This window comes from Xanthomonas maliensis (assembly GCF_009192945.1).
GTDB classification, from domain to species: Bacteria; Pseudomonadota; Gammaproteobacteria; order Xanthomonadales; family Xanthomonadaceae; genus Xanthomonas; species Xanthomonas maliensis.
Window position 1 is genome coordinate 16,542 of record NZ_NSET01000055.1, and the last position, 24,338, is coordinate 40,879.

Here is a 24,338-nt window from a genome sequence, read left to right on the forward strand (position 1 = left end):
CGGGGGCGCGTCAGTGGGGTGACGGCGAGGGCGACATTGCCGGGGCGGTCGCTGTCGCGGTGGCGGGTGCGTCGGTTTGCCAGCCGCACATCCGCCCGTGGTTCTGTTCGACCAGCCAGGCATTGATCGGCGCGAAGTATTCCAGCATCGGGCCGGCATCCAGGCGATCGCTGCCGGTCAGCTCCTTCAGCGTGGTCTGCCAGGGCTGGCTGGCGCCCCGTTGCAGCATCGACCAGAACTTCTGCCCGGCCTCCTTGTTGTCGTAGAAGCTGCAGGCATACAGCGGCCCCTGGTGGCCGGCCGCTGCGCACAGGCCCTTGTAGAACTGGAATTGCAGGATGTGTGCCAGGAAGTAGCGCGTGTAGGGCGTGTTGCCCGGCACGTGGTACTTGGCGCCGGGGTCGAAGAAGCTCTCGTCGCGCGGCTGCACCGGCGCCACGCCCTGGTAGCGCGCCTTCAACTCCCACCAGGCCTGGTTGTAGCGCTCCGGCGGGATCGAGCCGTCGAACACCCCCCAGCGCCAACGGTCGATCATCAGGCCGAACGGCAGGAACGCGATCTTGCTCAAGGCCATGCGCATCTGCGCATCGATCAAGGCCTCACGGCCGGCCTGCTGTTCGCCGACCATGCCGATCGACTGCAGATATGCCGGCGTCATCGCCAAGACGATGGTGTCGCCGATCGCTTCGTGGAAGCCGTCGTTGGCACCGCCCTGGAACAGCGGCGGCAACGGGTTGTAGGCCAGGTCGTAATAGACATGGCCGAGCTCGTGGTAGATGGTGGTGAAGTCTTCCTCGGTCGGCTTGATGCACATCTTGGTACGCACGTCCGGGCCGATGCCGCGGCTCGCATCCCCGCCCAGGTTCATGTCCCAGGCGCTGGCATGACAGACCACGTCGCGGTCCAGCGGCTTGATGAACTGCGAGCGCTGCCAATAGCTGTCCGGCAGCTTGGGCATCCCCAGCGAGGTGTAGAAGTCCTGCGCCCGCTCGGTCATCTGCCGGGCCGTGCGCAGCTGCGCCTCGCGCTCGGCCAGGAAGCGCGCCTCGGCGCCGCCAGCGCCGCCATTTGCGCGTGCCAGCGCCGCGCTCAGGTTGCCCTGGTACTGCTTTTCCAGCGCAGCGGTGATGTCCAGATCGCCAGCGCGCGGGTAGGGCTCCAGCAGATCCCACAGATTGCTCCAGTCCTGCTGCCACATATTGCCCATCAGGTGGGCCGGCAGCAGGCCGCCGGGCAATTCGCCCTTGTCCTGGCCGTACTGGGCGTCCAGCTTGCCGCGCGCATAGCACTGCAGCTGCGTGTACAGCGGTTTGACCTGCTCCCACAGCCGGTCGGTTTCGCTGGCCAGTTGCGCTGGCGGCATGTCGTAGCCGCTGCGCCACATCGCGCCGACGTCGGCAAATCCCAGTCCGCGCGCGCCTTCGTTGGCCAGTTCGACGAAGCGTTGGTAGTCCTTGCGCATCGGTTGCGCGGTGGCGTGCCAGCCTTGCCAGGCATCCAGTTGCGCGGCGTAGTCGCGGCTGCTGGCCAGCACCTGCTCCAGCTCGCCAAGCTGGCGGCATTGCCGCTGTTCGCCCTCGCCAACGCAATAACGGCCAGCGCCGTAGTCGCCCTCCATCTTGGCGGCGATGCGGGTCAGCTCGGCCAGCTTGGCCGGGTCGCGCGGTGCCGGCAGCGCGCTCATCAGTTTCAACAACTGCAGCGCGCGCGCGGTATCGGCCGACATCGGCGTGCCGGTGTACTGTTTGGCCTGGGCGATCCAGCCGTCGAGCTGGGCCAGGGCCCGCTCGTTGGCCTTGGCCGCCAGCAACTGCGAGTCGTCGCCGATATAGGTGGACGACAGCCATTGCGCGGCGGTGGTTTCCGGGTACTGCGCCTTGTACTCGGCGCTGATGCGCGCAACGAACTGGTCGGCGCTTTCGCGCGGGGCCGGCCGCTCGGCGGCAGGCTTGGCGGGCGGCGCCGCATCCCGGCGGCAGGCCGACAGCGACAGCGTCCCGGCGACGGCAACCGCCAGCAACAACAGACGAAGAGGCACGGGTGGTCCTTGCGGTGAACTCCGGCGAAGGCTAGAGCGCGCCGGGATTCAGGGCAAGCGCCGCCGCGCAGGGCGCGGCCGCGGAAGCCTGGGCGTCTACTGCCGCGTCAGCGGGCGCACTGCGCGAACAGATCGCGCTCGCGGGCATACACGCTGGTCTTCACCTGCATCAGGCCGAGCACCGAGGGGAACAGCGCATCCTGGTCGGTGTATTGGCCGGCACGATGGCGCAGGCAGGCCTCGTCGATGCCGCGGTCCTGCGCGAACTGCGGCGAGAACCACATCACCATCGGTACGTGGGTCTGCTCCTTCGGCGCGATGGCGTAGGGCACGCCATGCAGGTACAAGCCCTTCTCGCCCAGCGACTCGCCGTGGTCGGACAGGTAGATCATCGCGGTGTCGTAGTCCTGCAGGCCACGCAAGGTGTGGATGGCCTGATTGAGGAAGTGATCGGTGTAGGTGATCGAGTTGTCGTAGGCGTTGACGATGTCCTGGCGGCTGCAACTGCCCAGGTCGGCGGTCTTGCAGACCGGCTGGAAGCGTTCGAACTGCGCCGGGTAGCGCTGGAAGTAGCTCGGCCCATGGCTGCCCAGCTGGTGCAGCACCACGACCCGATCGCCGGGTTTGGCGCGGACCTGCGCGGCCAGGTCGCTGAGCAGGATTTCGTCCATGCAGCGGCCGTCGGCGCACAGGCCAGGGGTGGTGGCATCGTCCAGCTGCTGCAGCGTCAAGCCTTCGCAGACCCCCTTGCAGCCGGACTGGTTATCGCGCCACAGGGTCGAGATGCCCGCATGTTCCAGCACATGCAGCAGCGACTGGTGGCCGCGGATCATGTCTTCGTTGTAGTCGCGGCGGCCATACGGCGAGAACATGCAGGGCACCGACACTTCGGTACTGGTGCCGCAGGAATGCATGTCGGGGAAATTGATCACGCCAGCCTGCGCCAGCTCCGGCGTGGTCTGGCGCGCATAACCGTTCAAGCCCCAGTTCTGCGCGCGTGCGGTCTCGCCGAGCACGATCAGTAGCAGCCGCGGACGGCTGCCGGTGGCCCGCGGCGTGGCCATCGCGTCGTGCTCGATCGGCTGCTTGGGTGCGCGCTTGATCGGCGAGTCGGACTTGAAGTTCTGCCGCAGCGCGACGATGTAGTTGATCGGCGTGGCCAGGTAGCGGATTTCGCGGTGGTTGCGCATCAACGCAGAAATGTCCTGGAACGACAGCATGGTGCCGGCCGCGCCCACCACCGCCACTGCCAGCAGGAAACCGCCACGCAGCAGCAGCGCCTTGCCCACGCTGCGTTGACGCAAGCGGACGCGCCACAGCAACGTGGCCGGGATCAGGAAGTAGCCCAGCATCGGCAGGATCAGGCCCGGCGTGAGCAGTTCGCGCGATTCCTTGTGATCGGTATGCAGCACATTGCGCAGCATGTCCGCATCCAGATACACGTTGTAGCTGTCCATGTAGTGCGCGGCCAGCGCGGTGGTGAACAGCAACAGGGTCAGCAGCGGCTTGGCGTTCCAGCGCCACACCAGCAAGCCAAGCAGCAGGGCATGCACCGACACCAGCAAGGCCATCAACGAAATGGCAAACCCAATGCTGCCGGGATGTGTGGCCATGGCGGTGCGCCAGAACAGCTGATTGCACGCCAGGGCGAAAAACAGGCTCGCCAGCAGGACCAGCAGGTCGGTCGACACGGTCGGCCGCATGCTCCAAGTCAGCCCGCGCGCGGCGTCGCGCCCGCGCGGTTCCGGTATCCAGGTGCTCATGCTGCATCCCCCGAGAGCAACATCGAATCGTCAGCGCGACCTTGCCGCGCCAGCATCACGGCGTACAACGCAAGCGCGGTCAGCCAACACACGGCCAGCGACCACAGATCGTGTGACAGAAAATGCGCGCCGCGCAGTTGTTGTGCAATACCAAAAATGAGACCTGCTGCCAAACCTACGAACAAACCTGCAAAACGCCATGCAGGACGGAGTGCCAGCGCAAAGAAATACAGCGCGACCCACGCATAGCCGGCGCTGGCATGCCCGGCCGGAAAGCAGCCGGAGGCGGCCAGGCCATGGCGCGATTCGAACAACCCGATCATTGCCCGGGTGCCGCCGTAGCGGCTCAGATCCCAGGGGCAATCCATCCCCGTCCACGACTTGAGCAGCGAGACCAGCGACGTCGAGACCGCGATCGCGCTGACCAGATAGGTCGCCGGCCAGCGCAGCGCCCGCAGGCCTGGCTTGCACCAAGCGACGATGGCCAGCACCAGCACACTGATCGCGGCGCCGGTGCTCAGCCACTTGCCGACGTGATGGATCACGCCGCTGGTGAACCAATAGTCCTTCAGCAACCAGTGCCCGCCCTCCAACCGATACAGGCTGTCGGCAATCCACTGGTCGCCGCCGGCACCCATCAGCAGCCCGCTGAGCAGCAGCACGCAGAGCAGCGGCCACCATAGATGGCGGGCCAGGAAGCGTGGTTGCGTCACAGTGGCAATGCGCTCCTGCGCAGGAGCGAATACGGGAAACGTACTCATTGATTGGGTCAAGACCGTCGGTATGGCCGGCATCTTCAAAAGCGCGATGTCGGAAAGCGGTCGGACCTGGGTTGCTCAGCCGTTAATGCGATACGGGGCGTTCAGTCTGCCTCGCTCTCGCCGCTGCTGCTGTCGGGGTCCGACGCGGTGGCGATGCAACCGGCGTGCCAGGCCGTGCCGGGCAGCAGCTGCCACTGATTGCGGTTGGATTCGCCGATATCGATCCGTTGCGCCGGGTCGATGCAGGCCGGCACCGCCTGTTTGAGCACGAACAGCCAGCGCCTGTCCGGCGCCTGCGCCAGCCAGGGGCCGGCTTTGGCCCATTGTTCCGGCCAACTGGCCTTGAAGCCGAAGTCGGTCACCGGGCGATCGGCCTGCAGCAGGTTCTGTTCGCGCCAGGCCAGCATGCCCAGCTCCGCGTCCGGGCCGATCCGCTGCCCCACACGCTGCATCAGCCGCGACGACGAACTATAAGGGTCCAGCGCCGGCATCATTCTCAGGCCGTACACCGCCCACAACGCGGCGGTCACCACCACCACCGCGGTGCCGCTGCGCTTGCCGCGCGACCACAGCAGCGCCGCCAGGCCGACCACGCCCAGGCCGATCAACCAGCCGCCCACCGCCTGCAGCGAGGCCAGCTCCATTCCGCGTTTGACTGCCACGTTTTGCGCCCATTGCAGATGCAGCGCGATGCCGCCGCCCAGCAGCAGCCCGGCCAGTGCCAGCAGGGCGACATAGCCGGTCAGCAGCACCTGCACGCCCCGGCGGCGCAGCAACCCCGCCAACAGCGGCGCGGCGGCCATGCACAGCGCCGGCAGCATCGGGAAGATGTAGACCTCGCGCTTGCCCGGGCTGGCGCTGAAGAACAGCAGCACCAGCAGGCTCCAGCTCAGCAACAAGACATAGCGTGGGTCGCCGCGCCGTAACCGCCGCCACCAGGCCGGCAGCAGCCAGGGAAACAGGAGGCAGCCTGGCAGCCACAAGGTGGCCATCACCTGCAGGTAGTACCAGAACGGTTTGACGTGATGCCAGGCATGCGCATAGCGCGTGCCGGTCTGCTTGAACAACAGCTCGTGCGCGTAGGCGTGCAGCTGCGGATCGTCGTTGTGCAACAGCGCGATGCCCAGCGGCGCCAGCCACACCGCGGTACCGGCCACGAACGCCGGCAGCACCAACAGCCAGCTGCGCCCGGCCCGGGCGCGTGCCGGCAGCACGCTCCAGTGCCGGCGCGGCAGCGCCATCCACGGCAGCAACAGCAGCAGCGGCAAGAATCCGACACCCTTGGTGACCGTGCCCACGCCGGCCGCAAACAGTCCCAGCGTCCAGGCGCGCCAGTCCGGGCCGCGCAGCAGGTGGCGCAGCATCCCCCACAGCGACAGCGTGGTCAGCGCCACCAGCACCATGTCGATCTGCGCGCGCTTGGCCATCAGGCCGAATTGCAGCACTGCGAACAGCGCCAACACCGCAGTGCTGGCCACGCGCCGATTCCACAGCCGCCGGGTCAGGTCCCAGGTCAGCCACAGCGTGGCCAGCGCGGCCAGCAGCGAGGGCAACAGGAAGGCGACCGTCCAATGCGGTACGAGCTCGTAGGTCGCTGCCTGCAACCACATGAACACCGGCGGCTTTTCCGCGTAGAGCTCGCTTCCGCGGTGCGGCAGCAGCCAGTGGCCGGTATCGACCATGGTGCGCGCCGCCAGCACGAAGCGCGGCTCGTCGGGAGGATTGGGCTGGCGCAGGCCCAGTCCGGCCAGCAGGCTGAGGACGATGAGCAACAATGCGACGCGCAGCGCGGTGGTGCGCGATAGGCTGGAAACGCTGGCAGGCGACACACGCACGACCGCATTAAAAAGGTCCGCACGATAACTGGCAAGCGGGTCGGAAAGTTGTCGGATGCCGGCCACCCGGGCGAGGTGGCAGGGACGACCACGGTCGGCGGCCTCGGGTAGGATGCGCACACCGTCCCTGTCGGGCCGCTCTGGAACCCCGCGCATGCGGCTGCTGGTCATCGAAGACAATCGCAACATGGTCGCCAATCTCTTCGACTACTTCGAAGCGCGCGGCCATACGCTCGATGCCGCACCCGATGGCGTCACCGGCCTGCATCTGGCCACCACCCAGCACTACGATGTCTTGGTGCTGGACTGGATGATGCCGCGCATGGACGGCCCGGAAGTGTTGCGGCGGCTGCGCGAGGAACACCACAGCGAGCTGCCGGTGATCATGCTCACTGCCCGCGACGAACTGCCGGACAAGATCGCCGGCTTCCGCGCCGGTGCCGACGACTACCTGACCAAGCCGTTCGCACTGCCCGAATTGGAGGTTCGCCTGGAGGCTCTGCTGGCGCGCGCGCAAGGGCGCCGGCGCGGCAAGCTGTTGCAGGTGGCCGATCTGCGCCTGGACCTGGCGACGCTGGCGGCCACCCGTGGCGGCCAGCCGCTGCATCTGTACCCGGCCTGCCGCAAGCTGCTGGAACTGCTGATGCAGGCCAGCCCGGCAGCCGTCAGTCGCCAGCGCCTGGAACACGCGTTGTGGGGCGACGACCCGCCGGACGGCGACATGTTGCGCTCGCATATCTACGAACTGCGCCGCAGCGTCGATGGCCCGTTCGCACACAAACTGATCCATACGCTGCCGCGGCTGGGCTATCGCCTGGCCCCGGTCGCCGACGAGTCGTCCGATGGCTAGCCGGCGGCCATTGGGGCGGCGCGTGCTGGTCTGGCTGCTCGGCTACAGTTTTTTGATGGTGCTGGCGGTGTTCAGCACTGCGCAGTACCTGCACGAGCGCGCCGAGCACGGCGTGTGGCGCGCGCTGCTCAACTCGGAGCTGGACAGCATCCTGGAGCGCAGCGCGCGGGATCCGGCCTATCACTGGCAGGACTCGGACACCTTGCGGCTGTATCGCCTCGCGGGCGGTGCCGAGGTGCCGGCGCAATTGCGGACCCTGCATCCGGGCCTGCATGACGGGGTGGAGCTCCAGGGCCGACAGAACGCAGTGGTTGTGCGCGATACGCCGCACGCCGGGCGGCTGGTGCTGGCGCTGGACATCACCGACTTCGAGGCGCTGGAGCACTTCCTGAATCGCTGGATGCTGGTGGCCGGCGTCGCGCTGATCGTCATCACCGTGTTGATGGGCACCTTTGCCATGGACCGGCTGGTGCGCCCGCTGGCCGAGTTGGCGCGCGACATCGGTGCCTTGCGTCCGGGGCGCCGCGACCAGCGCGTGGCGGTCGGCCGGCAGGGCAGCGCAGAGTTGTACGTCATCGCCGATGCGCTCAACGACTATCTGGAGCGCAATGGCCAGTTCGTCGAGCGCGAACGCGCCTTTATCGACAGCGCCAGCCACGAGCTGCGCACCCCGATCGCGGTGATCGGCAACGCGGCCGAATTGGCGCTGGAGCAGCCGGATACGCCGGACCTCGTCCGTCACCAACTACAACGCGTCGCGCAGACCAGTGCCGCGGTGGAGCAGTTGATCGGGCTGTTGCTGGTCCTGGCCAAGGATCCGGCGCGGCTGGCGCGCAGCAGCCAGGCGGTGGCATTGGAGCAGTTGTTGCCGGAGATCGTCGCCGATCACGCGCATCTGTGCGCCGACAAGGATCTGCGGGTGGAGATGCAGGCGCTGCAGCCCTGCACCTTGCTGGCGCCGTTGGCGATCGTGCAGACCGCGATCGGTAACCTGTTGCGCAATGCGATCGAACATAGCGACCGCGGTGTGGTCAGCATCACCCTGCCGGCACCGGGGGTGGTGCGCATCGCCGATCCCGGCCATGGCATGAGCCCGGAGGAAATCAGTGCCATCTACGCGCGCATGGCGCGTCGCAAGGCGCGGCAGGGCGACGGCATCGGGCTGGAACTGATCGGCCGGCTGTGCGAGCACCTGGGCTGGCATTTGCAATTGGATGGCAGGGAGGGGCAGGGTACGGTGGCCATGCTGGATCTGTCCGCGTCGATTCAGCTGCCGGCGCCTGTGCCCGCCTGAAGCTGGCATTCGCAGCGCGGGACGGTTCGGTCAGCATGGGCGCGCCGCGCAGGGGCGCCTCACCGAGGCAGCAGACCGCGCTCCTGCAGCCAGCGACGGGCATCCTCGGCGTCCTGCTCGAACCAGGCACGGGTGGAGCCCAATCGATAGGTATAGCCCCAGGCGTCCATGTCGGCCATCAGCCGCGCGCTGCCGACGCCGGGCAGGCGCTCGGCGAGCAGGATCTGCAGATAGCAGGTCGCGTCTTCTTCCTCGACCGAATCGGTGGCATCGGTATGTACTGCCGCACGCCGTTCGGCCGGCAATACGATCAGATGACCGGCTTCGTGCAGCAGTGAGTGCACCGGGGTGTCGTCGCGCACATAGACATCGCAGCCGATGATGCCGGCCTCCGGTTCGCCCCAGAAGCTGCCCGGGATGGCGGCGTCGTCCGCGACCCGGTGCAGGCGCAGGCCGTAGCCGGCGAGCAAGGCCGCGGGAGCGTCCAGGCCGATGTCGCCAATCCGCAGCACGCGGTCGGCGGGATCTTCGAGAGAAGCAGGGGAGCTGTTCACGCGGTGGGGTCGCAGGTGTCAGCAGTAGGACAAGCGTCGGCGGCAACGTGCGGACACGCTGCCGCCGCGGTTTACTTGTCGCTGTCCTCGGGCAAGGCCACGGAGATGTCGAGCACGTCGTGTTCGCCATCCTTGACCAGGTCCACGCGGACGGCATCGGCATCGATGTTGACGTACTTCTTGATCACTTCCAGCAGTTCGCGTTGCAGCAGCGGCAGGTAGTCCGGCCCGCCGCGGTGGTTGCGCTCCTGCGCGATGATGATTTGCAGGCGGTTCTTGGCCGTCTCGGCGGTGTTCTTCTTGCTCTTCAAGAAATCGAGCAGGCCCATGCTTACCCTCCGAACAGCTTGCTGAAGAAGCCTTTCTTCTCCACGGATGTGAATCGCATCGGGCGCTCTTCGCCCAGGATGCGGGCGACCGCGTCTTCATAGGCCTGGCCAGCCGGGGATTCAGTGTCCAGGATCACCGGCTCGCCCTTGTTGGAGGCATTGAGCACATCGCCGGATTCGGGAATCACGCCGATGGCCTTCAGTCCCAGCACTTCTTCCACGTCGGTGATGCTGAGCATCTCGCCGCCTTCCACCCGGCCCGGGCTGTAGCGGGTCAGCAGCAGGAAGGCCGGCACGTTCTGGCCGTTCTCGGCCTTGCGGGTCTTGGAATCGAGCAGGCCGATGATGCGGTCGGAGTCGCGCACCGAGGACACTTCCGGGTTCACCACGACCACCGCGCGGTCGGCGAAATACATCGCCAGGAACGCACCCTTCTCGATACCGGCCGGCGAATCGCAGACGATGTAGTCGAAGCCGTCGGCGGCCAGGTCCTTGAGCACCTTCTCCACGCCGTCCTGGGTCAGTGCATCCTTGTCGCGGGTCTGCGAGGCGGCCAGCACGTACAGGTTCTCGAAGCGCTTGTCCTTGATCAGCGCCTGCTTGAGCGTGGCTTCGCCGTGCACGACATTGACGAAGTCGTACACCACGCGGCGCTCGCAGCCCATGATCAGGTCCAGGTTGCGCAGGCCGACGTCGAAGTCGATGACGGCAACCTTCTTGCCGCGTCGTGCCAGTCCGCAGGCCAGGCTCGCGCTGGTGGTGGTCTTGCCGACGCCGCCCTTGCCAGAGGTGACTACGATGATTTCAGCCAAAGGATCTCTCCGAATATTTCTGTGGTTGAGCTGCGTCAATCAAGCGCAGCGATCTTGATCTGATCCTGCTCCAGCCAGACCTGGACGGCCTTGCCACGCAGGTCCATGGGAACATCGTCCAGCACCTTGTAGTGGCCGGCGATGGCGACCAGTTCGGCGTGGAAGTCGCGGCAGAAGATGCGCGCATCGGGATTGCCCTGCGCACCGGCCAAGGCGCGGCCACGCAGGGTACCGTAGATATGGATGCTGCCGTCGGCGATTACCTCGGCACCGGCGCCGACCGTATTGAGGACGGTCAGGTCGCAATGTTCGGCGTACACCTGCTGGCCCGAGCGCACCGCATTGCGCTGCATGCGGCCGGGCGAGGGCCGGGCGGCCGGGGCTGGCGGTTCGGCCCGCGCGGGCGGTGGCGGCGGTGGCGGTGGACTGGTCGCCGCGCTCGTCTCGTACTGGGCACGGAACTTGGCCAGCAGCGGCAGCCCGAGCTGTTGAGAGAGCAGGTCGATCTCGCTGGTGCCATAGGCCAGCGCCACCGGCAGGACGCCGGCACCACGCAAGCCATCCAGCAAGGCCTGCGCGGTGGCCGCGTCAGGCGTTTGCGAAAGCCCACCGAAGTCCAGGATCACCGCGGCACGGCCGAACAGCTTGGGCGCGCGGCTCACCCGCTCCTGCATCTCGCGGACCAGCCGCGGCACGTCCAGCGTGCGGATGCGCAGGTTGGCGATGCCGACCTGGCCGATCTTCAGCTCGCCGGCCTGTTCGAAATCCAGATTTACGCTCGCCACGCCTCAGGTCCCCGTCGAACGGTTGTCGGCCACCAACGCGCGCGGGCGGCCCACCCAGGGCAGTTCTTCGGGCAGCTTGCCACCGTAGGTCTCCTTGACCCAGGGATAGCTGCACATGTCCTTCATCAGCATGCTGGCGCGCACATCCACGTCCGGCATGGTGTTCTGGCCGACTTCGCGAAAGCCGAAGCTACCGTGGAACAGCAGGGCGGCATCGGCGCCATGATCCAGGAAGACTTCGCAGGCCAGCTGCGGGTAGCGCAGCTCGGTATAGCTCTGGACGTCGGCATAGAACGCCCGTCCGACACCGCCGCCGCGCCGGCGGCTGGCCACGACGATGCGGTCGATATAGAAGAATTCCGGGTGGCGGTCGCGGAACCAGGCGAAATTGCTGCTGTCGTGAGCGCTGCCGCTACCGAAGCCGACCAGGAAGCCAGCCAGGTTGCCGTCGCGCTCGGCGACGCGGAAGTATTCGGCCTGTGCGTAGAAGCGATGGAGCTTGGTTGAATCCAGCGGCAGGATCGCCAGTCCGGCATTGTTGTTCAGGGCCAGGACGGAATCGAGCTCGTGCTCGCGCACGTCGCGGATGACGATCGACATTGGGACTCCGTGGGGTAACGCGGTCGACCCGAAAACCGGATCTGCGGCAGATTATTGCATGCGTGGCCTGAAGCGGCGACCCGGCCCCATCCATGACTTCCGGGACGAGGGGGCACGCGGGGGGCTGACCTAAGATGCGTGCATGTTGGGACACCTCAGTCATACGCGCGTGTTGCGCCTCGCCGGCCTGTTCACCTGGGCCATGATCGCCATGCCGCTGGTGTACACCTATTGGGGGCCGGCCGAGGACGGCGATCACCGCAGTCTGCGCGAGGCGATGGCGATGTCGGCGTTCTTCGTCGGCTTCGGCGCCAGCTACTTCTGGCTGACCCGTGGGCTGAGCAGCGGTGGCCACGCGCATTGGTACGACCGTTTGATCCTGCTGCTGCTGACGATCTGCGCGTTGGCAGTGAGCTATCTGACCCGGACCGGGCTCGGCAGCATCCTGATGATGGTGGCCGCCGGCGTCATTCCCTGGCTGCTGCCGCTGCGGGTCGGGGTGGTCTGGCTGGTGCTGAGCCAGCTGGCGGTGTTGCCGGTCTACTACCTGTTGCTGGGCATCCCGATGTTTGCCGCGGTCATGCAATCGCTGCTGTACGGCGGTTTCTCGATGTTCATCTTCGTGACCAGCCTGGTCGCACGGCAGCAGGCCGAGGGCCGCGACGAGCAACGCCGGCTCAACGCCGAGTTGCGCGCCACCCGCGCGCTCTTGGCCGAAAGCGCACGCGTCAACGAACGCACCCGCATCTCGCGCGAGCTGCACGATCTGCTCGGCCATCACCTGACCGCGCTCAGCCTGAACCTGGAAGTGGCTGGGCACATCACCGAAGGGCAGGCGCAGGAGCATGTGCGCCAGGCGCATACCCTGGCCAAGCTGTTGCTGACCGATGTGCGCGAAGCGGTCAGTCAGTTGCGCGAGAGCGGTGCCATCGACCTGGAGGCGGCGCTGCGGCCGCTGGTGACGCGGGTGCCCGCACTGGACATTCACCTGGATATCGCCCAGCCGATCACCGTCGACGATCCCGAGCGCGCCCACGTGCTGCTGCGCTGCACCCAGGAAATCATCACCAATGCCGTCCGCCATGCCGGTGCGCGCAACCTCTGGATCCAGGTCCGCCGCGATGGCGGCAGCGTGTTGATCGAGGCCCGCGACGATGGTCAGGGCGCCGACGCGGTGGCGCCCGGCAACGGACTGCGCGGTATGCGCGAGCGGCTCAGCCAATATGGTGGCCAGCTCGAGATTCAAAGCCGGAGGGGCGAGGGCTTTGGCCTGCGCATTTCCGTTCCAGGCGCGCCGGCACTGATGCCGGTGGCCGTGACCCAAGGAGTGTCCTGATGATCCGTGTCTGCCTGGTCGACGACCAAACCCTGGTGCGGCAGGGCATCCGCTCGCTGTTGGCGCTGGACGACGGCATCGAGGTGGTCGCCGAGGCGGCCGACGGCCGTCAGGCGGTCGAGCAGATCCCGCAGATCCAGCCGGACGTGGTGCTGATGGACATGCGCATGCCGGTGATGTCCGGGCTGGAGGCGCTGCAGACCCTCTCGCGCAACGGCACACTGCCGCCGACCATCATCCTGACCACCTTCGACGACGATCAATTGGTGCTGGCCGGGCTCAAGGCCGGGGCCAAGGGGTATCTGCTCAAGGACGTCTCGCTGGAGCAATTGGTCGGCGCCATCCGCACCGTCGCCGATGGCGGCTCGCTGGTGCAACCGGCGGTGACCCAGCGGCTGCTGTCGGGCCTGGAGCACATGCGCAACGAATTCGTCAGCCTGGACCGGCCCGACCCGTTGACCGATCGCGAGACCGAGATCCTGCGCCTGATGGCCAGCGGTTTCTCCAACAAGGAGATCGCCAACTCATTGGGCGTGGCCGAGGGCACGATCAAGAACCACGTGTCCAACATTCTGTCCAAGCTCGGCGTGCGCGACCGCACCCGGGCGGTGCTGAAGGCGTTCGAACTGCAACTCGTCTAGCGACGGCGAGCAGCGCCGAACGGCGGGGAGGTGGTCCGGCGCGCGGTCGCGCGTTCCGGTCCGTCAGAGCGTTCGCTGCGGCGGGCATGCGAGCAACGGCCCGCCGCAGGACAGGCCTGAAGCCTTCACGCTGCACTCGGTCGGTGGTCCACCCAGTGATTGCCCGTCGATGGCAATGATCGAAACGGCGGTCGACCGTGTCTGCTGCCGGACGGGGCCGATGGCACACGCCTGTACGAGGGGCCACGTGCTCACACGCCCGCACGCGTCCATATGCATGATGAGCCCCGGCCGATCGGTGGAAGCCTTGCCGTCATTGACGTTGCGCACGATCGCGCTAGCGCTGGTGCGGCGCGATGACACCGCAGGACCGCGCTGCCCGTCGCACAACTGAACATCTGTCCCGAAGCCTGCTAGGATGGTGGCTTCGCTTCACTCAACCCGGCCGTGGGATCGGCCCCGGAGACCTCCTGAATGACCCGTATTATCGAGTTCCTGATCGCCTTGGGGATCGTGGCTGGCTTGTTTGTCGTGGTGGGCCTGGTGCTGCCCTCGGAACGGCAGATGTCCGAGAGTGTCGAGACCAACCGCAGGATGACGATCGTTTACGACACCGTGAACAGCTTCCGTCGTTTCAAGGATTGGAACCCGCTGGTGTTGCGCGACCCGAAGATCCAGCTGAAGCTGGCCGGCCCGGAAGAGGGCAAGGGTGCACGCGTCGACTACAGCTCCACCGAAGGCTACATTGGCCAGGGCAGCTGGGAGATCACCAATAGCGTGAAGAACGAGCGCGTGGAGATTGCGATCCAGGATCCCACCAAGGGCTACGACAAGGTCACCCACTTCGTTCTCGCTCCGACCGGCAAGAACAACCGTAACGTCAAGATCACCCAGGACTACAGCGTCAAGTACGGCTGGAACCTGTTTGGTCGTTACGCCGGCCTCTACGTCAGCCGCCACGTCGGCGACGACCTGAAGCTGGGTCTGAGCCGCCTGGCCAACACGCTGGCCACGGTGCCGAACTTCGACTACCGCGCCGAGCTCGACGGCAAGCCGGTGCTGAGCGATCTGAAGATCGTCGACGTGCCCGCCGAGGATCTGCTGGTGGTCACCGCCGGCAACATCGATCGCGACAACGAGACCATCAAGAAGTCCATCAAGGACAACCAGGAATGGATCAAGCGCGTGATGGATGCCAACGGCCTGGAAACGGCCGGTCCGGTGCGCATCGTCACCACCGACTTCGCGAGCGACAAGTACGCCTTCGACGTGGTGCAGCCGGTGCGCAAGAAGGCCGGTGGTGCGTCCAAGCCGGCCGATGCCGCCAAGGATGATGCCAAGAAGGACAAGGACGCCGCCGCTCCCGCCGCTCCCGCCGCACCGGTCGATGCGACTCCTGTGGCCGCTGTGGGCGAGCCGCTGAAGGTCAACATCCCGTCCGATGCGCCGGTCAAGTACGAGCGTACCCAGCCGCATCGCTCTGCCTTCGCGACCTACGCCGGTCACATGGCGGGCCTGGATGCAGTGCGCAACTCGCTGCGCGCCTGGGCCGCCACCACCGGCCAGGACGTGACCGACCGTCCGTACGAAGCATGGAAGGGTGGCGTGGACAAGTCCTTCACCCAGGACGGCACCTACGATGTGTACTGGGCGATCAAGTAACCATCCCAGGATGGCTTGACCCAGACGAAGACGCGCCGCATGTTTGCGGCGCGTTTTTTTTTGCCCTTGCTGTCGTCTCCGCCCGTGGATCCCGCCATGTCCCTGCTCGATCGTCGCAAGCATCCCCCATCGCTGCTGGCCTGCGTTGGCGCCCTGTTGGCGGCCACCGCCATCGGCTTGTCTGCCTACGCTTCGCATGGCGTGAGCGATGCCGTGGTGCAGTCGCGGCTGCAACTGGCGGCGTACTACGCCTTTGGCCATGGCGCCGTGCTGGCGGTGCTGGCGCCAGCGCAGACACGAACCCTGGCCAAGGCCGGCTTGTCGCTGTTGTTGCTGGGGACCGTGCTGTTCGCTGGCAGCCTGGTCGGTGCGGCATTGTTGCAGTGGCCGACCAGCCTGGCCCCGGTCGGGGGCGTATGCCTCATGCTCGGTTGGCTGGTGCTGGCGATCGCTGCCTTGAGGCGCTGAATGCCACACCATGCGCGCGGTTTCGATGTCGCCGGCGCCTACGCCCATCTGGCGCGGCGCGATCGCGCGCTGGCGGTGTGGATGCGGCGTATCGGGCCGCTGGCTGCGCCTGCCGGCTGGCGCAGCAGTTTCGATCCGGTCGACGCATTGGCGCGCGCGATCCTGTTCCAGCAGTTGAGCGGCAAGGCCGCTGCGACCATCGTCGGACGTGTCGAGGCCGCGATCGGTGCACGCCGGCTGCATGCCGACACACTGGGGCGTCTCGACGATGTCGCCCTGCGCGCGTGTGGCGTGTCGGCCAACAAGACGCTGGCGTTGCGCGATCTGACGCGACGCGAGCTGCAGGGCGAGATCCCGTCGCTGCGCAAACTGGCCTGGATGGATGACGAGGCCATCGTGCAGGCCTTGCTGCCGGTACGCGGCATCGGTCGCTGGACGGTGGAGATGATGTTGATGTTCCGGCTGGGTCGCCCGGACCTGCTGCCGATCGACGATCTGGGTATCCGCAAGGGCGCCCAGCGCGTGGACGACCAGGCGCGCTTGCCGACGCCACTGGAGCTGGCTGCGCGCGGCGAACGCTGGGCGCCTTACCGCAGCTATGCGGCCCTGTATCTGTGGCGGATCGCTGATTTCGCGGCGGCGGCAGTGCCGACCAATCGCTCGCAGGACTGAGCGCTCTGCGCCGTTGCAGGCCCACCGGGCGGTGTTACCCGTGCCAACGCCAATGCCAGGGCTCGTAGACGATGCCGTGCGGATTGTCGCGTGGATAGCTCAAGCGGAAGCCGAAACGGGCGGCGTGAGCACTCAGCCAGACGAATGCCGGCGTCGCCTCGAACGAGGTTTCGGCAGGTGGCTCGCCGGGTGTGCCGATGTCCAGTGCATCGCCGCTATGGTGCTCGCTGAAGCCCGGTGCGGCGTTGACGGCGAGGATCTGTGCCAGCGCGAGGCCGCGGGCGAACTTGCGCTGGAAGATGCCGAGTTGATAGTCGTGGCTGCGATACCCGGAGATCGCTTCCAGCACCACGCCATTGCCGGCAGCGGCATGGCGTAGCGCGCGCCATGCGCGTGCCGCGCCGGCGCTCAGCCACAGCGGGCGGGCATAACGATCGCGGCCGGCCGCATGCAGCAGGCTCGGTTCGGCCTGCAATGCCAGCCCGGTCGCGCGTGCATACGCTGCAGCTTCCAGCCCAAGCTCGGCCAACTGCTGTTGCAGTGTGGTCACCGGCAAGGGCATCGCGGCCGTCATCGCCGCGCGCGGGCTGCCGTGCAGGCGATCGAGACAATCCAGGGCGGCGTCGATGCCGGCTTCGTGCCTCAGGCGCGGCACCAGTGCGTGCACGCCATGGCGGCTCGCGGTCGCCAGATAGCGACCATCGCGCTTGCGCCGCAGCAGCCAGGTGGCCTGCGCGAGTTGGCGGGCGTCGGCATTGCTGCGCGCGCGCAGCAATGCGGCCGGCAGCAATTCGATACGGGCGGTGTTGAGCAACAGGGCTGGAACGGAGCGCATCGCGACAGGGTAGGGCCAATGGCGATGCGCGGCCAGTCACGCTGTTCGCGGCAGCGGGCCGCGCTCGGTGTCGCCCGTGGGCCAGGCTCAATGCCGGTGCTGCACACGGCCAGCGACAGCCGCCACCGGCACCTGCAGTGCTGCTGTGGCATGTAGATCCTCCAGCAGCCTTCGCGGTTGTTCGACGCTCAGCAGCAACCAGCGCCCGTCGTGCAGCGGGATGGCGAGCGCGCGCTCGGCGGTGAGCAGGCAAAACGCCTTGTGGCCGCCACGGGTGCGGAAATAACCAGCATGGAAGCCCGGATAGCCGAAGCCGAACAGTTTCCGTCCGGGTTTGAACTCGATGCGTTCGCCCAGGTCGATGACACGAGCGCCCTCCAGCCGCATCGCGGCCACCGCGACGCGGCGGCGCAGGAATCCTGCACGCACTTCCAGCCGGTCACCGCGCAGCAACACCTGTCGCCGTGCCCACGAGGCGCCGCAGACCACCGCGATCAGCATCAGTAGGCCGATATGGACGCCGCTGGCGCCGCGATGCGCCGAGTGCAGCGTCATGCCGCCGATGAGCAGAGCGGCAAATAGGAGCGGCAGCCCCAGCCAAAGCAGCAGACCCAGCCCCGTCGGCGCGACCACCGGATACGCGCGATCGTGCATGGAAGCGGGACGCGCTGTCATGGCAATGCTCCGGAGGCGGCGGGCAAGGCACGGATCCATGCGACGACATCGGCGATCAGTGCCGCATCGACGTGGCCGGCGTGTGCATAGTCGGCGGGGCCCGGCGGCCCGCTGCCGGCAATACCCAGATGGTTCAGCGCTGGATAGCGCCGCAGGGTCGCCTTGGGATCCTGCGCCAATGCCTGCTGCCAACGCTGCCAGTCCGGTGCGGTGATCTGAAAATCGCGCTCGCCCTGCAGCCACAGCACCGGCTGCCCGAGCGCGCGGACGTCGGCGACCGGATCGACCTGTTCGATCGCGCGCCAGTAGCCGGCGGGCACGTCCATGGGCGAATCGCTGCGTGCCACCTCGCCACTGCCGCGGACCTTGGCGACGCGGCGCTCGATCTCGGCCAGCGCCGCCTGCCGTTGTGGCGACGGCGGATGTTCCTGGCGCAGCAGGTAGCGGTTCTGCTCGATCAGCAGGTCCAGCAATGGTCGCGCAGGCGCCGCCCACAGCACGATGCCGGCGGTCTTGCCGGAGCGGCGTGCGATGCGGCCGGCAAGCATGCCGCCCTGGCTGTGACCCATCACCACGATGCGCGCAGGGTCGATGCCGGGCGTGCGCGCCAGCGCCGCCACCGCGGCGACGGCGTCGTCGGTGGTTTCCTCGTCCATGGTGAACCCCTCGTCGATGCGCCCGGCAAAGCTCTCCGGCAGGGCGAAGGTGCGTTTGTCGTAGCGCAGGACGGCGATGCCCTGTGCGGCCAGGTCGCGTGCGACGTCGAGAAACGGATGGTTCGGGCCGATCGTCGCGTCGCGGTCCTGCGGGCCCGAGCCATGCACCAGCACCACCGCCGGGAACGGCCCCTTGCCCGCCGGCAGCGCCAGCGTGCCCGGCAGCGGGCCCACCGCGAACGCCTGTTCGGTAAAGCCGGCATCGGCGGCGGGCGGTGGAGGCGCCGGCGGCGGTGCGGGGGTGAACAGCAGGCCGGCGATCTTGCCGTCCGCATCGATCGAGACATGCGCCAGCAGCGCGCCGCGCTCGAACTGCAGGCGCTGTTCGATGACGCGCAGCCCGTGCTGCTGGCGTTCGCTGGCCGGGCCGCGCTGCTTCAAGGTGCCCAGTTGTGCGGACAGCGTGCGCCAGGCCTCGGCCAGCTTGTCGGGTGGCACCGCCTTGGCCATCGCCGGGGTGAACTCGGCTTCGACCGCGGCGAGGTCGCCGGCCTGCAGGCGATCCAGCAGCGCGCTGGCGGTCTGTTGCGGCACCGCGGCCAGCCCCGCGAGCGGTGTCAGCAGCGCCACCATTGCCGGCGCGAGGCGCCGCTGCGGGCGCATGTCAGACCTCCCGCTTGAACATCAGTAGCGGTTTGGTGCCCGGCAGTGCGACGACGTTGACCAGCTCCCAGCCGAGCTTGCCGTGCTTGTTCAGATCGGCCTGCAGCTCTTCCACTTTCAGGCCCAGCATCAGATTGGTCTTGGCCTCCAGGGTGAGGTATTCCCAGCGCTTGCTCATGGTTCGGGCTCCTTGTCGTCTCGCGGTTTGGGCAACCGCCCAGCCTTGCGCAGCGCGTCGCGCAGCACGTATTCAATCTGCGCGTTGAGGCTGCGCAGTTCGTCGTCGGCCCAGCGTTGCGCCGCGGCCAGGACCTCGGCGTTGATGCGTAACGGATAGGCCTTCTTTTCGCTCACCGCTGTCCCCCGCCACGGGCATGCCGGCGCAGATGCAGCACCATCGAGACGATCAGCGCGTTGACGCCGACGATCATGCCGACCACCACGGCGATCACGCCCAGGTGGTTGTCGCCGGCCCAGTAGAGGGCGGCGGCACCCAGCAGGATGACCAGGCTGAGCAGCGCCCAGCGCAGGCCCAGGCCGCGTGCGCGATCGTCGGAATCGGCGCCGATGGAAGCGGCGATCGCCAGCGCCGGCAGGGCCGACAGCGCGACTGCCAGCGGAACCAGGATGTTCATGCGGCCGGCCTCAGTACAGCGATCCGGTGTTGACGACCGGCTGTGTGCCGCGGTCCGAGCACAACACGGTCAGCAGGTTGCTGACCATGTGCGCTTTGCGTTCCTCGTCCAGCGCGACCACGCCGCTCTTGTGCAGTTCGGCCAGCGCCATTTCCACCATGCCCACCGCGCCAGCGACAATACGGGTGCGGGCGGCGATCACCGCGTTGGCCTGCTGGCGTTGCAACATGGCCTGGGCGATCTCCGGGGCGTAGGCCAGATGGCTGATGCGCGCCTCGATCACGTCCACGCCGGCCTGGGTCAGACGTTCGTCCAGGTGCCGCTTGAGCTGCTCGCTGACCTCGGCCGGGTGGCTGCGCAGGGAGATCTGCTCGGGTTCGTGCTGGTCGTAGGGGTAGCTGGTCGCCATCGCGCGTAGCGCGGCCTCGGACTGGATATGCACGAAGCTCTCGTAGTCGTCGACGTTGTAGACCGCCTCGGAGGCGTCCAGCACCTGCCAGACGATGACGGCGGCGATTTCGATCGGGCTGCCATCCAGTTCGTTGACCTTGAGCCGGCCGCTCTCGAAGTTGCGCACGCGCTGGCTGACCTTGCGCTTGGCCAGGAACGGGTTGTTCCAGCGCATGCCAGGGTCCTTGACGGTGCCGACGTACTTGCCGAACAGGCTCAGCACCGCCGCCTGATTCGGCTCCAGCGTGTACAGGCCGACCAGGATGAAGATGTTGACGGCAGCCAGCAGGATGGCGGGAAGCATCGCCAGCGGGGGCAGGCGGTCCATGCCCGCAGCAATCATCGCCGCGGCGCACAGCAGCAGCACGACGACACTGACGGCGATCACCGGAATGCCGGAGAGCGAACCGAGCGACTTCTCTTTCATGGCGGAGCGTCCTTGGGGTTTGAGAAAAAGATATCAGATTGATATCAGGTGTGCATGCCGTCCGTCGGCCGGACTGCCGTGATCGGCTGTGCCAGCCGGTGCGTCCGTGCTCCCTGAGCCAGGCCAGCCAGCGGCAGCCGCGCCGCTGCAGCTGCCAACTAGCGCGCTGGCGCGGCCTGATCGGTCCTAGCCGGTAGAATCGGGATCCCTTTCGCTGCTGGAATCGCCATGACCACGCTCGGTACGCCGCTGTCTTCCTCCGCCACGCGTGTGCTGCTGCTGGGCTCGGGGGAACTGGGCAAGGAAGTGGCGATCGAATTGCAGCGGTTCGGGGTGGAGGTGATCGCCGCCGATCGGTATGCCGATGCGCCGGCGATGCAGGTCGCCCATCGTTCGCACGTGCTCAACATGCTCGACGCCGAGGCGCTGCGCGCGTTGATCGCGCACGAACGTCCGCACCTGATCGTGCCGGAGATCGAGGCGATCCATACCGAGACGCTGGTCGCGCTGGAGCGCGAGCAGGGCCAGCGGGTCATCCCGACCGCGCGCGCCGCCCGCCTGACCATGGACCGCGAAGGCATCCGCCGCTTGGCAGCCGAGACGTTGGGCCTGCCGACCTCGCCGTATCGCTTCGTCGATACCGTCGAGGAGTACCGCGCTGCGATCGCTGCGGTCGGGCTGCCGTGCGTGGTCAAGCCGGTGATGTCGTCCTCGGGCAAGGGCCAGAGCACGGTGCGCAGTGCCGACCAGGTCGAGGCCGCGTGGGCGTATGCACAAACCGGCGGGCGTGCCGGTGCCGGCCGTTGCATCGTCGAGGGCTTCATCGACTTCGATTACGAGATCACCTTGCTGACGGTGCGGCATGCCGGCGGCACCGCGTTCTGCGCTCCGATCGGCCACTGGCAGAAGGACGGCGACTATCGCGAGAGCTGGCAGCCGCAGCCGATGTCCGATGCCGCGTTGCAGCGTGCGCAGGCGATTGCCCTGGCCATCACCGACGATCTCGGTGGCTGGGGCTTGTTCGGCGTGGAGTTGTTCGTCAAGGGCGACGAGGTGTGGTTCAGCGAGGTCTCGCCGCGCCCGCACGACACCGGCCTGGTCACCCTGGTCTCGCAGGAGTTGAGCGAATTCGCGCTGCATGCGCGTGCCATTCTCGGCTTGCCGGTGGGAGCCGACGCCGGCGGAACGATTCGCCACAGCGGCGCGTCGGCATCGTGCGCGCTGTTGGCGCATGGCAGCGGCGTGCCGGTGTTCGACAACGTCGCCGACGCGCTGCGCGACCCGGATACCGCTCTGCGGCTGTTCGGCAAGCCGCGTGTGGAAGGCCAGCGGCGCGTCGGCGTCACCCTGGCACGGGCGCAGGACGTGGAGACCGCACGCGCGAAGGCACGCGCAGCGGCGGAGGCGTTACAGATACGCCTGGAGCCATGAACGCTGCGCAGTGATGCGCGGGCGCGCGGTGCCGCCGCTGGATTCAACCGATCGGTGCAGCCACGCTTAGCGCAGGTCCAACCACACGGCATGGTGATCGCTGCCATCGGCGATCGCCGCATCCGGGCTGTCGTCGGCCGGCCAGAAGATGCCGCTGCCGACCAGGGTGAACTGCCGCGAAGGCAGCACATAGTCCAACCGCATCGTGCCCGCCTGCGGGCCGAAGTCGCCGGTCACCTGCTGTGGATCGCCCATGTGCACCACGCCCTTGGCGGCGTATTCGGCGGTCTTCTGCGGTCCGCCAGCACTGCGCGGCGGCGGATAGCGCAGCACCCGTGGGTGATCGATCAGGGCGCGGATCGCTGCATGGCGGCCGTCGCCATCGACCGGATCGTTATTGAGATCGCCAAGGATCACGAAGCGCGCGTCGGCCGGCAGTCCGCCGCAACGGCCCTGGTCGTCGCAGAGCCATTGCGCGTTGGCAGCATTGTCCAGATACGCGCGCCAGAGCTGCAGTTCGTCATGGTTACGCGCGGCGTTGCGCTTCTCGGCACCGTCGAAGACCGGAGGGGTGGGGTGGGAGACCAGTGCATGCACCACGCCCAGCGGCGTGCGCACCGGGACGTCCCAATGCGACTTCGACGACAGCCGCAACTGCGCCCATACCGCATCGCTGTAGAACGAGCGGCCGCTGGCCGGATCCACCGGCCGCAGCGCGCCGGGCAGGGTGCTCCATTTCAGCAACTGGAAACTGCGCACCGCCTGCGCGTCGATCGGATAGCGCGAGAGCAGCAACATGCCGTATTGACCGGGATGCAAGCCGTAACCCCAGGCATCATTGCCGCGGTTGCGACCTTCGCCGCCGACGCTGCCGTTGCCGTCCAGGTCCAAGCCGCTCGGCACGCCGGTGTTGACCGCTGCCAGATAGCGGTAGGGATAGCGCAACGCGGCGCCACCGCCTGCCTGGGCGATTTCCAGATAGCGCTGCTGGAACAGGTCGGCCGCGCGATGTTGCGGGTCGAAATCGAACTCGTTGAGCAGGACCACATCCGGGCGCACCCGTTGCAGCACCGCGGCAATCTTGCGCGCATGCGCACTATCGCCTTCGAGCTCACGTACCAGGCCGCCGGCCTCGTCGGAGTACAACGAGGTGTTGTAGGTGGCCACGCGCAGCGTGCCCGCTGCCGGCGTATCGGCGCTGGTTGCCGGCGTGGCGGCGCGATGGGCGCAGGCCGTGCACAGCACACCCAGCGCAAGCAACAAGAGGGGTCTGATCATCGCGGCATTCTCGCATGCCAATGTGGCATGCCGAGGTCGGCGGCGACTCAATTGGCGGCAGGCGCGGGCAGGTCACGCCACTGGCGGCCATCGTAGGCTTCCAAGGCGCTGAAGCGCCGCTTGTAGTGCATCTTGGCGTGCCCGTCGATCCAGTACCCCAGATACAGGTGCGCACGGCGCTCGCGGCGCGCCCACTGGATCTGTTGCAGGATGGCGAACGTGCCCAGGCTGCGCTGCGCCACTTCCGGTGCGTAGAAGGTGTAGACCGCCGACAAGGCGTGTTCGGTCACGTCGGTCACCGCCACCGCCAGCAAGCGACCAGGCGCATGATCGACGGCTGGCGCGCGGATCTCCAGGAAGCGGCCATGCGACCAGCCGCCGATCAGAAACTGGTCGAACTCGTTGGCACCATGCGTATCCATGCCGCCACCGGGATGGCGTTGACCGAGATAGTGACGATACAGCGCCAGTTGTTCGGCGGTGCGTTCGGCGGCGACGACGCGCACCACCAGATCCTGGTTGCGTGCCAGGCAGCGACGTTGGCTGCGATCCGGATGGAAGGCGTCCACTGCGATGCGCACCGGCACACAGGCGCGGCACTGCGCGCAATGCGGGCGATAGACCAGATCCCCGGAGCGGCGGAAGCCCCAGGCCAGTGCCTGCGGATAGATCGCGCCCAGACGAGGATCGTGCGGATCGAGCACCAGGTCGCGCGCCTGCCGGTCGGCCCAATAGCCGCAGGGGTGCTCGCCGGTCTGGAACAGGCGCAGGTCGTCGTGGGCGTCGGCATGGATGGCCATGCGTGCAGGATAGCGCTTGCGCGTCGCAGCGGCGGCGACTGTCCGCCGAATGAATCGGCACGTGTCCGGCGTCAACGCAGTGGCTGTC

25 protein-coding genes and 1 pseudogene are annotated in these 24,338 nt (G+C 67.3%); 8 read left to right on the forward strand and 18 right to left on the reverse strand.

The window, feature by feature from the left end; translation table 11 throughout:
• Positions 1–10: 10 nt before the first annotated feature.
• The 4 genes from CKY51_RS17185 to CKY51_RS17200 all read right to left on the reverse strand — a co-directional run bounded on the left by CKY51_RS17185 (position 11) and on the right by CKY51_RS17200 (position 6,397).
• The gene (locus tag CKY51_RS17185) at positions 11–2,026 is read right to left on the reverse strand and encodes a M2 family metallopeptidase (protein ID WP_031340969.1); all 2,016 of its coding nucleotides are present in this window, start codon (positions 2,024–2,026) and stop codon (positions 11–13) included.
• Positions 2,027–2,145: 119 nt separating this feature from the next.
• A complete protein-coding gene (locus CKY51_RS17190) occupies positions 2,146–3,801 on the reverse strand; it encodes a phosphoethanolamine transferase (RefSeq protein WP_022974526.1) in 1,656 nt (551 codons plus the stop codon).
• Positions 3,798–4,562, reverse strand: a complete 765-nt coding sequence (locus CKY51_RS17195; protein ID WP_022974525.1) for a phosphatase PAP2 family protein — start codon at positions 4,560–4,562, stop codon at positions 3,798–3,800. The genes CKY51_RS17190 and CKY51_RS17195 overlap by 4 nt, the downstream gene beginning before the upstream one ends.
• Before the next feature lie 101 nt (positions 4,563–4,663).
• A complete protein-coding gene (locus CKY51_RS17200; RefSeq protein ID WP_022974524.1) occupies positions 4,664–6,397 on the reverse strand; it encodes an ArnT family glycosyltransferase in 1,734 nt (577 codons plus the stop codon).
• 154 nt (positions 6,398–6,551) lie between these two features.
• Between CKY51_RS17200 and CKY51_RS17205 the strand changes: the two genes are divergently transcribed.
• On the forward strand, positions 6,552–7,247 hold the full coding sequence (locus CKY51_RS17205) for a response regulator transcription factor (RefSeq protein WP_022974523.1): 696 nt from the start codon (positions 6,552–6,554) through the stop codon (positions 7,245–7,247).
• Entirely contained in the window at positions 7,240–8,541 is a 1,302-nt protein-coding gene (locus CKY51_RS17210) for a sensor histidine kinase (RefSeq protein WP_031340968.1), read from the forward strand. Before CKY51_RS17205 ends, CKY51_RS17210 begins: the two co-directional genes overlap by 8 nt.
• Positions 8,542–8,600: 59 nt before the next feature.
• Here CKY51_RS17210 and CKY51_RS17215 read toward each other — a convergent pair whose 3' ends face one another.
• From CKY51_RS17215 to CKY51_RS17235, 5 genes are all read right to left on the reverse strand, one after another.
• Positions 8,601–9,095, reverse strand: a complete 495-nt coding sequence (locus CKY51_RS17215; RefSeq protein ID WP_031340967.1) for a hypothetical protein — start codon at positions 9,093–9,095, stop codon at positions 8,601–8,603.
• A 71-nt stretch (positions 9,096–9,166) separates the two neighbouring features.
• On the reverse strand, positions 9,167–9,424 hold the full coding sequence (gene minE, locus CKY51_RS17220; RefSeq protein WP_152249549.1) for a cell division topological specificity factor MinE: 258 nt from the start codon (positions 9,422–9,424) through the stop codon (positions 9,167–9,169).
• A gap of 2 nt (positions 9,425–9,426) precedes the next feature.
• Positions 9,427–10,236: a septum site-determining protein MinD gene (minD, locus tag CKY51_RS17225; protein ID WP_152249550.1), complete on the reverse strand. Its 810-nt coding sequence runs from the start codon at positions 10,234–10,236 to the stop codon at positions 9,427–9,429.
• A gap of 35 nt (positions 10,237–10,271) precedes the next feature.
• Positions 10,272–11,021: a septum site-determining protein MinC gene (gene minC, locus CKY51_RS17230; RefSeq protein ID WP_152249551.1), complete on the reverse strand. Its 750-nt coding sequence runs from the start codon at positions 11,019–11,021 to the stop codon at positions 10,272–10,274.
• 3 nt (positions 11,022–11,024) lie between these two features.
• Positions 11,025–11,621: a GNAT family N-acetyltransferase gene (locus CKY51_RS17235; protein ID WP_022973223.1), complete on the reverse strand. Its 597-nt coding sequence runs from the start codon at positions 11,619–11,621 to the stop codon at positions 11,025–11,027.
• Positions 11,622–11,763: 142 nt separating this feature from the next.
• Here CKY51_RS17235 and CKY51_RS17240 point away from each other — a divergent pair, with 142 nt between their 5' ends.
• From CKY51_RS17240 to CKY51_RS17260, 5 genes are all read left to right on the forward strand, one after another.
• Positions 11,764–12,957: a sensor histidine kinase gene (locus CKY51_RS17240; RefSeq protein WP_022973222.1), complete on the forward strand. Its 1,194-nt coding sequence runs from the start codon at positions 11,764–11,766 to the stop codon at positions 12,955–12,957.
• Positions 12,957–13,598, forward strand: a complete 642-nt coding sequence (locus CKY51_RS17245) for a response regulator (RefSeq protein WP_022973221.1) — start codon at positions 12,957–12,959, stop codon at positions 13,596–13,598. Before CKY51_RS17240 ends, CKY51_RS17245 begins: the two co-directional genes overlap by 1 nt.
• Before the next feature lie 474 nt (positions 13,599–14,072).
• On the forward strand, positions 14,073–15,260 hold the full coding sequence (locus tag CKY51_RS17250) for a polyketide cyclase (protein ID WP_152249552.1): 1,188 nt from the start codon (positions 14,073–14,075) through the stop codon (positions 15,258–15,260).
• A 96-nt stretch (positions 15,261–15,356) separates the two neighbouring features.
• On the forward strand, positions 15,357–15,728 hold the full coding sequence (locus CKY51_RS17255; protein WP_038221846.1) for a DUF423 domain-containing protein: 372 nt from the start codon (positions 15,357–15,359) through the stop codon (positions 15,726–15,728).
• Positions 15,729–16,400 carry a DNA-3-methyladenine glycosylase family protein gene (locus CKY51_RS17260; RefSeq protein ID WP_022973218.1) on the forward strand — a complete coding sequence of 224 codons (672 nt, stop codon included), beginning with the start codon at positions 15,729–15,731 and terminating at the stop codon, positions 16,398–16,400.
• A 34-nt stretch (positions 16,401–16,434) separates the two neighbouring features.
• Here CKY51_RS17260 and CKY51_RS17265 read toward each other — a convergent pair whose 3' ends face one another.
• The 7 genes from CKY51_RS17265 to CKY51_RS17295 all read right to left on the reverse strand — a co-directional run bounded on the left by CKY51_RS17265 (position 16,435) and on the right by CKY51_RS17295 (position 20,741).
• On the reverse strand, positions 16,435–17,235 hold the full coding sequence (locus CKY51_RS17265) for a M15 family metallopeptidase (protein ID WP_022973217.1): 801 nt from the start codon (positions 17,233–17,235) through the stop codon (positions 16,435–16,437).
• A gap of 87 nt (positions 17,236–17,322) precedes the next feature.
• A complete protein-coding gene (locus CKY51_RS17270; RefSeq protein WP_152249553.1) occupies positions 17,323–17,910 on the reverse strand; it encodes a PH domain-containing protein in 588 nt (195 codons plus the stop codon).
• A complete protein-coding gene (locus CKY51_RS17275) occupies positions 17,907–19,229 on the reverse strand; it encodes an alpha/beta hydrolase (protein ID WP_031340238.1) in 1,323 nt (440 codons plus the stop codon). The genes CKY51_RS17270 and CKY51_RS17275 overlap by 4 nt, the downstream gene beginning before the upstream one ends.
• Before the next feature lies 1 nt (position 19,230).
• A complete protein-coding gene (locus CKY51_RS17280; RefSeq protein ID WP_022973214.1) occupies positions 19,231–19,407 on the reverse strand; it encodes a DUF4177 domain-containing protein in 177 nt (58 codons plus the stop codon).
• The gene (locus CKY51_RS17285) at positions 19,404–19,583 is read right to left on the reverse strand and encodes a type II toxin-antitoxin system antitoxin (RefSeq protein WP_022973213.1); all 180 of its coding nucleotides are present in this window, start codon (positions 19,581–19,583) and stop codon (positions 19,404–19,406) included. Before CKY51_RS17285 ends, CKY51_RS17280 begins: the two co-directional genes overlap by 4 nt.
• On the reverse strand, positions 19,580–19,864 hold the full coding sequence (locus CKY51_RS17290) for a hypothetical protein (protein ID WP_022973212.1): 285 nt from the start codon (positions 19,862–19,864) through the stop codon (positions 19,580–19,582). The genes CKY51_RS17285 and CKY51_RS17290 overlap by 4 nt, the downstream gene beginning before the upstream one ends.
• Positions 19,865–19,874: 10 nt before the next feature.
• Positions 19,875–20,741: an SPFH domain-containing protein gene (locus tag CKY51_RS17295; protein ID WP_022973211.1), complete on the reverse strand. Its 867-nt coding sequence runs from the start codon at positions 20,739–20,741 to the stop codon at positions 19,875–19,877.
• A 228-nt stretch (positions 20,742–20,969) separates the two neighbouring features.
• Between CKY51_RS17295 and purT the strand changes: the two genes are divergently transcribed.
• Positions 20,970–22,172 (forward strand): formate-dependent phosphoribosylglycinamide formyltransferase, encoded by a 1,203-nt coding sequence (purT, locus tag CKY51_RS17300; protein ID WP_022973210.1) that lies wholly within the window; start codon positions 20,970–20,972, stop codon positions 22,170–22,172.
• Between the two features lie 66 nt (positions 22,173–22,238).
• On the opposite strand, the pseudogene CKY51_RS17305 reads toward purT, so the two are convergent.
• A pseudogene (locus CKY51_RS17305) lies at positions 22,239–23,541 on the reverse strand (endonuclease/exonuclease/phosphatase family protein).
• The gene (locus tag CKY51_RS17310; RefSeq protein WP_022973208.1) at positions 23,498–24,250 is read right to left on the reverse strand and encodes an arginyltransferase; all 753 of its coding nucleotides are present in this window, start codon (positions 24,248–24,250) and stop codon (positions 23,498–23,500) included. The pseudogene CKY51_RS17305 and the gene CKY51_RS17310 overlap by 44 nt, the downstream one beginning before the upstream one ends.
• Positions 24,251–24,338 lie beyond the last annotated feature (88 nt).

Bases quoted from the DNA above. Each gene is read 5' to 3' on its own strand.
- minE (WP_152249549.1), bottom strand. From the start codon at position 9,424: ATGGGCCTGCTCGATTTCTTGAAGAGCAAGAAGAACACCGCCGAGACG.
- CKY51_RS17205 (WP_022974523.1), top strand. From the start codon at position 6,552: ATGCGGCTGCTGGTCATCGAAGACAATCGCAACATGGTCGCCAATCTC.
- CKY51_RS17265 (WP_022973217.1), bottom strand. From the start codon at position 17,235: ATGCGCTCCGTTCCAGCCCTGTTGCTCAACACCGCCCGTATCGAATTG.
- CKY51_RS17195 (WP_022974525.1), bottom strand. From the start codon at position 4,562: ATGAGTACGTTTCCCGTATTCGCTCCTGCGCAGGAGCGCATTGCCACT.
- CKY51_RS17245 (WP_022973221.1), top strand. From the start codon at position 12,957: ATGATCCGTGTCTGCCTGGTCGACGACCAAACCCTGGTGCGGCAGGGC.
- CKY51_RS17190 (WP_022974526.1), bottom strand. From the start codon at position 3,801: ATGAGCACCTGGATACCGGAACCGCGCGGGCGCGACGCCGCGCGCGGG.
- CKY51_RS17290 (WP_022973212.1), bottom strand. From the start codon at position 19,864: ATGAACATCCTGGTTCCGCTGGCAGTCGCGCTGTCGGCCCTGCCGGCG.
- CKY51_RS17275 (WP_031340238.1), bottom strand. From the start codon at position 19,229: ATGCGCCCGCAGCGGCGCCTCGCGCCGGCAATGGTGGCGCTGCTGACA.
- CKY51_RS17250 (WP_152249552.1), top strand. From the start codon at position 14,073: ATGACCCGTATTATCGAGTTCCTGATCGCCTTGGGGATCGTGGCTGGC.
- CKY51_RS17240 (WP_022973222.1), top strand. From the start codon at position 11,764: ATGTTGGGACACCTCAGTCATACGCGCGTGTTGCGCCTCGCCGGCCTG.
- CKY51_RS17235 (WP_022973223.1), bottom strand. From the start codon at position 11,621: ATGTCGATCGTCATCCGCGACGTGCGCGAGCACGAGCTCGATTCCGTC.
- CKY51_RS17260 (WP_022973218.1), top strand. From the start codon at position 15,729: ATGCCACACCATGCGCGCGGTTTCGATGTCGCCGGCGCCTACGCCCAT.
- CKY51_RS17255 (WP_038221846.1), top strand. From the start codon at position 15,357: ATGTCCCTGCTCGATCGTCGCAAGCATCCCCCATCGCTGCTGGCCTGC.
- CKY51_RS17310 (WP_022973208.1), bottom strand. From the start codon at position 24,250: ATGGCCATCCATGCCGACGCCCACGACGACCTGCGCCTGTTCCAGACC.
- CKY51_RS17270 (WP_152249553.1), bottom strand. From the start codon at position 17,910: ATGACAGCGCGTCCCGCTTCCATGCACGATCGCGCGTATCCGGTGGTC.
- CKY51_RS17210 (WP_031340968.1), top strand. From the start codon at position 7,240: ATGGCTAGCCGGCGGCCATTGGGGCGGCGCGTGCTGGTCTGGCTGCTC.
- purT (WP_022973210.1), top strand. From the start codon at position 20,970: ATGACCACGCTCGGTACGCCGCTGTCTTCCTCCGCCACGCGTGTGCTG.
- CKY51_RS17295 (WP_022973211.1), bottom strand. From the start codon at position 20,741: ATGAAAGAGAAGTCGCTCGGTTCGCTCTCCGGCATTCCGGTGATCGCC.
- CKY51_RS17280 (WP_022973214.1), bottom strand. From the start codon at position 19,407: ATGAGCAAGCGCTGGGAATACCTCACCCTGGAGGCCAAGACCAATCTG.